The organism is Petrachloros mirabilis, from assembly GCF_975968855.1.
This window is the reverse complement of record NZ_CDLUDY010000113.1, coordinates 1-10,428: the sequence shown is the minus strand read 5'-3', so window position 1 is coordinate 10,428 and position 10,428 is coordinate 1. Positions and strand designations below refer to the sequence as shown.

General features: G+C 53.6%; 9 protein-coding genes, 2 tRNA genes and 1 other RNA gene. 7 read left to right on the top strand and 5 right to left on the bottom strand.

Going from position 1 to position 10,428, the window contains the following annotated elements; translation table 11 throughout:
• Positions 1-2: 2 nt before the first annotated feature.
• A tRNA-Leu gene (locus ACWVCN_RS04830) sits at positions 3-85 on the bottom strand.
• A 314-nt stretch (positions 86-399) separates the two neighbouring features.
• Here ACWVCN_RS04830 and ACWVCN_RS04825 point away from each other — a divergent pair.
• Positions 400-1,479 carry a HEAT repeat domain-containing protein gene (locus ACWVCN_RS04825; protein WP_455244383.1) on the top strand — a complete coding sequence of 360 codons (1,080 nt, stop codon included), beginning with the start codon at positions 400-402 and terminating at the stop codon, positions 1,477-1,479.
• 102 nt (positions 1,480-1,581) lie between these two features.
• Here ACWVCN_RS04825 and mscL read toward each other — a convergent pair whose 3' ends face one another.
• The 3 genes from mscL to ACWVCN_RS04810 all read right to left on the bottom strand — a co-directional run bounded on the left by mscL (position 1,582) and on the right by ACWVCN_RS04810 (position 5,519).
• Positions 1,582-2,010 carry a large conductance mechanosensitive channel protein MscL gene (gene mscL, locus ACWVCN_RS04820; protein WP_455244382.1) on the bottom strand — a complete coding sequence of 143 codons (429 nt, stop codon included), beginning with the start codon at positions 2,008-2,010 and terminating at the stop codon, positions 1,582-1,584.
• A 48-nt stretch (positions 2,011-2,058) separates the two neighbouring features.
• On the bottom strand, positions 2,059-3,153 hold the full coding sequence (locus tag ACWVCN_RS04815) for a DUF481 domain-containing protein (RefSeq protein WP_455244381.1): 1,095 nt from the start codon (positions 3,151-3,153) through the stop codon (positions 2,059-2,061).
• 482 nt (positions 3,154-3,635) lie between these two features.
• Positions 3,636-5,519, bottom strand: a complete 1,884-nt coding sequence (locus ACWVCN_RS04810) for an AsmA family protein (RefSeq protein WP_455244380.1) — start codon at positions 5,517-5,519, stop codon at positions 3,636-3,638.
• 117 nt (positions 5,520-5,636) lie between these two features.
• Between ACWVCN_RS04810 and ACWVCN_RS04805 the strand changes: the two genes are divergently transcribed.
• The 6 genes from ACWVCN_RS04805 to ACWVCN_RS04780 all read left to right on the top strand — a co-directional run bounded on the left by ACWVCN_RS04805 (position 5,637) and on the right by ACWVCN_RS04780 (position 9,254).
• Positions 5,637-5,726, top strand: a tRNA-Ser gene (locus tag ACWVCN_RS04805).
• A 68-nt stretch (positions 5,727-5,794) separates the two neighbouring features.
• Positions 5,795-5,894, top strand: an RNA gene (gene ffs, locus ACWVCN_RS04800) — signal recognition particle sRNA small type.
• An 80-nt stretch (positions 5,895-5,974) separates the two neighbouring features.
• Positions 5,975-7,780 carry a DNA polymerase III subunit gamma/tau gene (dnaX, locus tag ACWVCN_RS04795; RefSeq protein WP_455244379.1) on the top strand — a complete coding sequence of 602 codons (1,806 nt, stop codon included), beginning with the start codon at positions 5,975-5,977 and terminating at the stop codon, positions 7,778-7,780.
• Positions 7,777-8,100 carry a YbaB/EbfC family nucleoid-associated protein gene (locus ACWVCN_RS04790; protein WP_455244378.1) on the top strand — a complete coding sequence of 108 codons (324 nt, stop codon included), beginning with the start codon at positions 7,777-7,779 and terminating at the stop codon, positions 8,098-8,100. The genes dnaX and ACWVCN_RS04790 overlap by 4 nt, the downstream gene beginning before the upstream one ends.
• Positions 8,101-8,110: 10 nt before the next feature.
• Positions 8,111-8,713 carry a recombination mediator RecR gene (gene recR, locus ACWVCN_RS04785; protein ID WP_455244377.1) on the top strand — a complete coding sequence of 201 codons (603 nt, stop codon included), beginning with the start codon at positions 8,111-8,113 and terminating at the stop codon, positions 8,711-8,713.
• A gap of 103 nt (positions 8,714-8,816) precedes the next feature.
• The gene (locus tag ACWVCN_RS04780) at positions 8,817-9,254 is read left to right on the top strand and encodes a TraR/DksA family transcriptional regulator (RefSeq protein WP_455244376.1); all 438 of its coding nucleotides are present in this window, start codon (positions 8,817-8,819) and stop codon (positions 9,252-9,254) included.
• 47 nt (positions 9,255-9,301) lie between these two features.
• On the opposite strand, the gene ACWVCN_RS04775 is transcribed toward ACWVCN_RS04780, so the two are convergent.
• A partial coding sequence (locus tag ACWVCN_RS04775; protein ID WP_455244375.1) for a tetratricopeptide repeat protein occupies positions 9,302-10,428 on the bottom strand: 1,127 nt, incomplete at its 5' end.

Genomic DNA, 10,428 nt, shown 5'->3' with positions numbered 1-10,428 from the left:
TCTGGTGCGAGAGGGGGGACTTGAACCCCCACGGTTACCCACGAGATCCTAAGTCTCGCGCGTCTGCCAGTTCCGCCACTCTCGCACGGCGGGTGTTGCTGAAACTTGATCCAACTGAGTTAGCAAATAAGCGAAATTACACGTTCCTGTCAGTATTTTGTACCGTCGGATGAGCATGACTGTCAACCCATACTCCCGCAGGGATAAGGGCCAATTTCTCGTGATACCTGCCAAATAATTATAAGTGAGTTTTATGGCATGGTTTTCATGGCATACGAGGTCAGCTGAAATATGCATCAGTTGCTTCACAGGTCCTGTACAATATTGGACGGCCAAACTGTATAATTTATGAAGTTCTACATAATAAGTTCTGCCTGCTAGCAGAGGAGGAGGTAGACCATGCATGTGATGTTGTTACGCGCGACCCTGGCCTTACTGGTAGCATTACTGCTTTCCGGGCCATCTTGGGCATACCGAGATTATCTGACTCCCGAGCAAAAGGCACAATTGGCAAAGATTCAAACCGTGTTGATCAATGCCATAGCTCTATCTGAACAAGGGCCTCTTGATTCGGCCGCCTTTGCCGATGTCGCAACTCGCAGGCTGAGCGAACTTGGGTATACGGTCATCACCGATGCGGCAAAACCTCATGATGCCGTACTCAGGATCAAGTGTGAGCAACGGAAGACATGGGAAGGAACCACGTCTGCAGGTGGTGACGCGGACTTGCCGGATTCGCCTTCTCGGCTCTGGAAAGGACCAGCATGCCAATTGAGTTATCTCTTGGGAGATACGAAGATCAAGTGGCAGAAAGAGGTGCGCACGTCATTTGATGACGCGGTTGCTGCCGCACAGGCAGCCAATGCGGGGAATCCGGGTACCTACGCGATGGCCAAGTTGCAGGAGAAACTCGAAGAGTATGATTTTCCCGTTTTGCTCGCTGTGGAATGGGGACACCCAGAACGATTGCTGAAGCTTCTAGATGCGAGCGACACTCCGCAGGCCAGAAAGATCAAAATTATTTCCCTATTAGGTGAGATGCAGGCGGACGAAGCTCTGCCGAAACTCAAGCACGCGCTCAAAGACCGAGAACTCAATCGAGAAGCCGCAGTTGCGTTAGGGAACATGGGCCCCGAGGGCATCCCCCTTCTCGTCGACATTCTGAAGTCTTCAAATCAGCCCGAGCTTCAAGCGGCCGCAGCCAAGGGGCTGGGGAAAATCGGAGGCATCACTGGTGACGGACGAGTTGTGGATCCTCTGTTGTCGATGCTGGAAGCTCCGGGTATCGATATTGGCGTCCAGACCGAAATCGTCTGGGCTCTCGGGAAGATTCCGGACAAGCGATCATTAGCCCCTTTGAAGGCTTTGTTCTTCAAGGTCTTGAAAATTCGAGATCCCGAAAGCAAGGAGTTGCAGTCCTTAAAAGAGGCCTTGAATTGGTCGACCAAGCAGCTGGATCTGGATGAACACCTCAGTTGACCGTCCTCTGTGTTAGAGACGAACAGGGGTGCGTCGTACAACTAGAGGTTGTGCAGCCTCGTTATCAAGCTCGGCTGTGGAGAAACCCACCTGCCGTTATCCTTATAGATTCGATGCACAGTGCGCACATTTGGTGGCTCTTACCGGGATGGCCGAGAGGCAGTGTGGGCAATCTTTAGTGCTCGGAGCAGCGGCCGGCTGAGGCTTTTTCATTCTGTTGACCTGCTTGACCACCAGGAAAATCACGAACGCGATAATGATGAAATCGAATATCGTTTGAAGGAATACCCCATAGTTGATCGTTGGTGTTCCGGCCTCTTTGGCGGCGGCAAGCGATGGATGGGGTGTGTTGGAAAGATTTAGGAAAAGGCTCGAGAAATCGGCGTTTCCCATCAACAAACCGACGGGCGGCATTAAGATGTCGCTCACAAGGGACGAGACGATTTTCCCGAAGGCACCGCCGATTATGACGCCGATGGCCATGTCAAGCACGTTGCCTTTCATGGCGAATTCTTGAAATTCTTTTAGCATGGCTTGTCCTCCATGTGAGGAGTGAGGTGAACTGCGCGCTTACCGCCGTTATCGCTTTCGCGTGGTATCGAAGCTGTAGCCGAGCGTCAGCAGATACAGGTTATCGGTGTCACCAGTGCCGCTCGGGGGATTATTGTTGTACCGGGTCGTTACCTGGATACCGCTCACAAATCCTTCCCAGATCTTGAAACGCAAACCATTGTCCATCGTCAGATAGAAGTCGCTTCCGTTCTCTAGAGACGGGTAGATTTCGTTATAGTGGTAGAGAGTGATGCCCCCGTCGAACATCGGCCAATCAAATTTCATTGACACCCGTGCGCGCATGGCCGACTTGTCTTCAGCGATCTTAAAATCTTCATTGAAATACGCCAAACCGGCTTCAGTGTAGAAGGTTATGTTCTTGAAAATCCCGCTGTAATCTCCTTGATCGATGATCTGGTAACCAGGACCGCTGGCCAGTGCGGTGCGCATTTTCAGGTCTTGAAAACGATCGTTCTCGAAATACGCGGAGGCGAACCAATAGAACCGCTTAGTGATAAAGAAATCGAGTTTGATCGTTCCCTTCGCATTCCGGGCGACCAGTGTATTCGCGTTGTCACCGTAGACGTAACGACCGTTGATGGACAATCTGAGTTGTTCACTCCTGGCGACGAAATCACCAAGAAAGCTGGCGTTCCGCAAGTGGCTGTTTCCGGTCGTTTGAGAATAGGCACCCGAGATGCTTCCAGTATAAATGACCGGGGGTTGCACGATGGGATTCACTGAAGTCACAGACTTCAAAGGAACCGTCATCGTGCCCTGCATCGGTTCCGCTTTGATATTTATGGTACCCGGCTCACCCTCATCCGCTGTGCCGATCAGGACCGTCCCCTCTTTGAGATGAAAAGGTATCGGGCGAGAAACCTTCAGCTTGGTCACCTCTTCCCATTTGATTTTGATTACGTCACCCGCAGCGGCGCTCTTGATCTTTAAAAGACCATCTTCCATTTCGACGACTTGACCATAAATCACGCTGCCGTCCTTCAACGTAATGATGTCGACCGGTGCGGGGGAAGCAGAAGCCGTCTCCGCTTGAGCACAGACGGCTGGCGTTATAGCAAATGCAATCACTAACACCAGATAGACCCCAAAAACCTTCTTCATTAAATCCTCCGTTTTGAAAATCCAGGCGAAGAGAAGAATGCCAGCCGTTCGGTCCCCGAGGTGACGAGCTTTCCCCCGGTTCGATCTCAAGAAAATACCGTAGTTGTATAACTCAATAGTGTTTGAGCCCGCAATTATGAAATGGTCAACCGTGCACCGCGTGTGTGCCGCGCTGAAAAGGGGGAAGGAAATTAACGACTCCTCGTCCACGTTGTAGAAAATCCAAGGCAGGAAGAGTAGATTCATCGTCTTTTCAGTGAGTAGAGTAGGATCAATCCGTAGCAGTTACATGTGTGCTCTGAGGATTGTACGGGGACTCCCCTCCTCACCTCAAAGAGAGGAGACACGAGGTTTGGCTATCCTTGGCTCCGGTTCAATTTCATGAATTCTCGGTTTTTCCATCAGCTTAGTTGGTCAAATCGACCACAAGCTTGCCTCCCTTTTGTTGAGGGCTTTGCGCGGCGGTGCCATAGCGCGTCGTGCTAGCGGCCAAAGAGGCCCTTCAAGAGGTCCTGTCCCTCTTTTTTCAAATCTGAGGGTTTCGTCGTGCCCTGTATAAGTCCTTCTACGGCACCCTTCAATTTCTCTTGGACCTGCTCCTGGGCTTTTCCGGTTAGGTCTTTCATATCTAATCCGTAAGAAGGATTTTGCGCGCTGCCCGTGATGCGCAATGGCAATCGGAGTCGTCCATCCTTCATTGCTACCTTCGCTATTGGGGAAGAACCGACGATCCTCTGACTGAGCGTCTGGGAGAGGTTCAAATTCAAAGTCAGATTCAACGTTTGGTCGAACCCGATGGTTCCATTGCCGGTGGCTTGGAAATCGTGACTGTCCACCAAGAGCTTTTGGACATTTACCACTCCACGCTTGATGAGGAGGGCCGTTTCAATTGTGGAAAACGCTGTGGCTTTTGATTGGTCGAGATCGATCCCTGCGACCTTCAGTAGCGTCACCGCTTCCTCCATTAGGTTCACCCCTTCGATCTTTCCGTCTTTAACTTCAAGATGTGCAGGACCTTCTAGAAATTTGGTCAGATCGGACATGGAGAAGCCACGTCCCGCTACCGCAATGTTCATCGCCGCAGTTCCGCTGATTGAGACCTTGCTGTCCGGACTCATGGCTTCGAGCGCTTTCCCGATCTGCAATCCCTGAATGGTGACTTTGCCATTGAAAGGTGGCGCTGACGAGCCGATGGAGAGCCCTCCTTGTGCTTTCGCCTGCCCGTCAAACAGCCGGAAAGAAAGGTTTGCCAAGCGTGCATCACTTCCTTTGAGGCCTGCATTCACCTGGAGATTCTTGACGTCGACGGGATTTCTAAGGCCGGTCGCGACCGGGAGATCGGCCGTATTCAAAGAGGGGGACGATAAGATCACGTTTGCCTGCCCGTTAAGAACCGTCCCCTTGACGTTCAACACAGATGGTCCCATGACGACAGCAAATCCCAGATCCGTCACATCGGCCACTTCTAACGGAGAAACCCCTTGCTTGAATGGATAAACTGCCTTCGTTACCGCAACCAGATCTTTGATCTGCACGGGCTTCTCCAGGGGTAGTGTGAGGGGGAGGTCGGCCGTGTTAATGCTCGGAGATGATATTGTCGTGTCCAGCACGCCTTCCACGAACGCCCCCTGCAGATTCAAAGCCGTTTTCCCCACTCCCACCCCAAAGTCGAATTGCTTGATCTCCAATGTTTCGAGAAGGGGGCCGAAACTGCCATCCAGTCTGACCGGAAGGTTGTAGGGCTGTATCGTCGCTCCTAGGTGAATCGTAGGCGTCTGGCCCAGTTTGACGGACTTCAGCAACAGTTCGAGGTTTAGAATCTGATATTCCGTTGTGGGTGTCGTCGACAAATCACGATACGTCAGCTTCCCTCCCTCGATTGATACGTTATCAACCGCCAAGAGAGCCAGTGCCTGGAGAGGGCTGCCAGTCGGCGGCGGTGTGGAGCCTGATCCTGCCGCAGCTTCTTGCGCTGAACCTTTCTGGCCGATCGTCGAAACGTTCAACACCCCAGCCTTGTTTTTGATGACTGTGATGACAGGATCGCGCAGTGTGATCGCTTCGACCTCCACCCTCTTGCTGAGAAGAGGCATGAGTTTCACGCCGACGTCGAGTGAAGTGAGCGATGCGAAGGGACCTGAATTGAACGAAGGGTCATCGAGGATTGCAAAGCCTCCCACGCGGGCACCGATCCGCGGCCAAATCGTCAATCGAATGTCTTGCATCTGAACCTTGCGATTCAGGGTTTCCTCAATCAGCGGCTTGTATTGGTCTTGATACTTGTTGAGGTCGATAAGAAAGGGTAGCAACAGCACGATGCCGAGAAGGAGTACGATGACGACGAGAAGGCCGATGACGATTTTCATATCCTTACGTCCTTTCCTGTCTGATTGCAGTATAGGAAAGCTACGGTGACTGGTCAAACGCACGCCTTGCCGCTCATAGGAACGCATGTTAAGATCCGCAATTCGAAAAAGCGTTGCGGAGAGGTGCGAGAGTGGACGAATCGACATGCTTGGAAAGCATGCGTCGGGGCAACTCGACCGTGGGTTCGAATCCCACCCTCTCCGCCAAATAAAGCTCCCTCGACCGCGGGTCGCTGTGTATGGCAGAGGGGATGATACACGTCAGTGTGTTTAGGGGCCGGGCCCTGTGCAACAGAACCCTGTGAACTCCGCCAGGTCCGGAAGGAAGCAACGGTAAGCAGAACGTTTTGGGTGCCGCAGGATCACCTGGCCCCGCTACGGATTGTGGGAGGTGACATCCGTGGTCTTGAGGAAATGAATTCCCAATTCTTTTAACCGTTCACGGCTAACGCCCTATGGACTATCAAGTTTCTGCGCGCAAGTATCGGCCAGGAACCTTCGACGACGTGATCGGTCAAACTCACGTCGTGCAGACGCTGGTTAACTCCATCAACAGCAAACGAATCGCGCACGCATATCTGTTTTCCGGAACGCGCGGCGTGGGGAAGACCACCGTTGCGCGCATTCTGGCAAAAGCGTTGAACTGCGAACAAGGACCAACCGGCAGGCCCTGCACGACTTGCGTCAACTGTACGGAGATCGCCCAGGGAACATCCGTGGACGTCATCGAAATAGACGGGGCCTCGAATACGAGCGTCGACGATGTGCGGGAGATTCGTGAAAATGTGAAGTTTACACCGTTTCGAGGAGCGTACCGTGTTTATATTATCGATGAAGTGCATATGCTCTCGAACTCAGCTTTCAACGCGTTGCTCAAGACTCTGGAGGAGCCACCGCCTCACGTCGTGTTCATTTTCGCTACGACAGAAATTCACAAGATCCCTGCCACAATCCTTTCGCGCTGCCAGCACTACAACTTCCGTAGAATCGCCAAAACGGAAATAATCGAGCGATTGCGTCACGTGGCGCAACAGGATGCAATCGTGTTGGAGGAGAGGAGTCTTGCCGCATTGGCAAGAGCCAGTGAGGGTAGCATGCGCGATGGCTTGAGTCTGCTTGATCAGGCCGTAGCGTTCAGCGGGAAGACGATCGTACACGAAGATCTTGAAGCCTTGCTTGGAGCAGTCCCGCAGGAGCTGCTCTATTCAATGATGCAGGCCATAACGGCGCAAGACAGTGCCGCGGCGTTGAGGGTGCTTGCGCAGCTCTTGGATCAAGGACACGATCTCAGGGCATTCTGCGCAGATGTCGTCGAGCGTCTCCGTAACGTGCTCGTGGTATCTGTTACATCGGAACAAGAATGGCCGATGTTGATCGAGGCCACTTCAGAAGATCTCGCACAAATGGCCACCGACAGGAAGGCCTTGACGCCGGAACAGCTTCAACAGATCTTCGGCTTCTTCACGCAGGCAGAAGATGCCTTGCGATTCAGCGCCCATCCACGCTTCGTGCTGGAAACTGCAGCGGTGAAGGCCACGCGATTATTTCAGCGCGACGGCATGAAGGGCAACCAGCCTGTTCGATCCGCAACGCCCGCGCGGTCGCCTCAAGTCTCGCCACCCGGATTAGGCAAGGACCAAGTGCCGGAGCGCTCCTCGGCTCCGGTCTCACCGAACCCCCCGACATCTTCCGCGACGGCGTCGAAAGCGTCCGCATCTTCTGGCGCTTCATTGAAGGCGCGTTCCGAAACTCCGGTTGTCCGGACCACGAGGTCAACAGCCGAGGGCTCAATTAAAGAATCAGACCGGACGGCAAGTCCTTTCCCGCTTCCCCCGCTAACGGTGAAGTTAAACTGGGAGCAGTTTCAGGAGGAGGTCGGCCATACGTTCCCCCACATTGCACCATTCCTTGAGATGGGGCGACTGGTCGGCATTGAGGGAAATGTCGCGACCATTGGATTTGCCAGACAGGCGACCGTGGCGCGAGGCATGCTGGAGAAGCCGGATAACATGGAAAGCTTGGTGGCGTTGTGCGAGCGCCTAAGCGGCCAACCTGTACGGCTTCGCATCATCGAATTGACCGAAGCGGATCCGCCCGGTCCCACTATGGCTGAGATGAAGGCGACCAGGATGCAAGAGCAGAAGTTGGTGTTGTTTGAACGGGCGAAATCCCATCCGGTCGTCAAGCAGGCGCTGGAGATATTCGGTGCCGAACTGGCAGATGTTCGGGCAGTCTCGAACCAAAAAGAGGTGCAGGAATGAAGAACCCATTTGGGAATATGGCTAACATCGTCAAGCAAGCTCAGGCCATGCAGGCGCAAATGGCCAAGCTCCAAGAAGAAGCCGCGAGCAAGACGGTAACGGGATCGGCCGGCGGCGGGATGGTTACAGTGACTGCCAATGGATCGATGGAACTGGTTGGCATTGTGATTGATCCGGAAGCCGTGAAAGGCGGAGATGTGGATATGTTGCAGGATCTGGTCATGGCGGCTTCCAACGATGCCCTGAGAAAGGCGCGCCAGATGATGGCTGATCACATGAAGGCCGTGACCGGGGGCATGAATATGCCCGGATTGTTCTGACGAGTCGCTCATGGCAGTTGACCAGCAGGGATTGCTCGCACGACTCGTCCGAGAGCTTGTCCGCCTTCCAGGCATAGGACAGAAAACCGCCCAGCGATTGGCGTTCCATGTCTTAAAAGCCGAGCGGGAGGATGCCTTGCGGTTGGCCGATGCTATCCGCGCCGTGAAAGACGGGCTCTCGTTTTGCCAACAGTGCCGCAACATTGCAGAAGGCGAACTCTGCGAATTCTGTCTTGATCCGAAGCGTGACCGCACGAAAATTCTGGTGGTGGAGGAGCCCAGCACCCTTTATGCTGTTGAACGTGCCGGTGCCTATCGTGGCTTGTATCACGTCTTGCTCGGTTCCCTCTCGCCACTGGACGGGGTCGGACCATCTGACATTAGGGCGGAAGATTTGGTCGATCGTGTCAAGTTGGGGGAAGTGCAGGAAATCATTCTGGCAACGAATCCGACGATCGAAGGAGAAGCCACGGCCATTTATTTGACGAATCAACTGAAACCGCTGGGAGTCAGAGTGTCCCGGATTGCGTACGGAATTCCTGTGGGCATGGACATTGAGTATGCCGATGAAGTGACGTTACTGAAGTCGATCGAAGGCCGAAGGGACCTCTAGGCCTGGTCCCGCACCGATTCGCTGTTTCTCCCGTTGACCACGTTTCCAGGTGCCTGTTATAGTTCCACCTTATTTGTAGACCACCCGCTCACGCTGGTGAAAGATGAAGGCACGATCGTCCACCAAGCACACCACACGAACCTCGCGTCAGTCCACCCTTGCAAAGCGGCCGTCCAAGACCGCGGCTAGTGGCGAAAAGTATGGAATTATCCGTCGAGAACTTCAAAAACAACGAGATGCGATTTTGGAGGAGGCGGGGGGAGGCTTGGCCAAGCGAGGCGGACAGGAGGCATTTCCCGACGTGAGCGACCAAGCTTCTGCTGAAGTCGATCAGAATTTTACGATGCGCATTAAGGAACGTGAACAGAAGCTTCTCAAGAAAATTGATGAAGCGCTCGAGCGATTGAAAAACAAAACGTATGGGACCTGTGAACGCTGCGAAGAAGAAATTCCCTATCCCAGGCTCAAAGCCCGTCCCGTAACCACCCTCTGCATTGCCTGCAAGACACTTCAAGAAGAAGAAGAAAAGATCCGCCGCTAGGCACTTCTGTTCTTGGCGAAGAATGCCCGGGTGCGCTTCAACGCGCACTACCTGCTTTTCAATGCCTTCACACGCTGCCTGACCAAGGCAATCCGATCCGCTTCATCAGGAATGCCCTCTACCAGAGCGAGGTAAGTCTCGTACTCGGTAATGGCGCGTGTGGGATTGGTGGACTCGATCGCTTCGGCAAAATTGAAGCGAGCGATGGCGTAGTTCGGTCTGAGTAAAATGGCTTTCTCGAACGAAGCCAGTGCCGCCTCTTTTTCGCCGAGTTTCTGTTGGGCTGATCCGAGGTTGTTCAGAATTTCGGGCGTGTTCGGCCGAATTTTCAACGACTCGAGCATTTCCTCCTTGGCTTTTTCATACTGACCGAGTCCGAATAACGCCTGCCCGTACCTGTGATGGGCTTCCGCCCTCCAGACTTTGTTCGAGAAACCCGAAACAATGGATTTCTGGTAGGCGTCGGCCGCAATTCCATACTGCTGGCTCCCGCAATAGGATAGTTGTGCCGCCTGACCTCGTGCAAACTGCTGAAGCGAGATGAAGGGCTCTTTATCATCACTCCCCTGGCTATCGATCTGCTGCCCGGATTCGTGAATCCCCGGCTGTCTCAATCGATTCAGGAAATCCCGTCGATAAGGAGAAAACAGCCTGACATAAGGATCAATGGTCATAGAAGCTTGCAGGAGAGTCGGACGCTCTCGAGCCGCTACGACGAGGTATTGCGTGGTTGTTTTCTCGTCTCCGGTTTCGAAGAGAGAGCTTGAATCCATATTGGACTTCGAAGCGAGCTTGGCCACGTTCAGGTAAAACTCAAGTGTTGGATTGAGCTGTGACAAGGTGCGTCGCAGCACCGGATAGGGTTCCAGGTCTAGCCCGGACGGAAAGGTGAACAGTGCGCCGACCAATGTCCCGTCCTCGTCGAAGAAGTAGGACTCATCGCCATGGACGGCGCTTCGATCGGCAGGTATCGATAACTCCTGCCCTGTGCCCCAGGATGTGATTTTGGCAGTTGATGGAGGGTGCCTCCGAAGAAACTCAGCCTTCTGAAGACAGAGGGTTCCCTCTTTGAGGAGGGCAAGATCGGTTTCTGAAGGGGGGAGGTTGCGTCGCGGGGTAGGAGTTTCGCAGCCGGCGATCAGGACAGAGAGACCAATTACGGCAGCCAGCACTG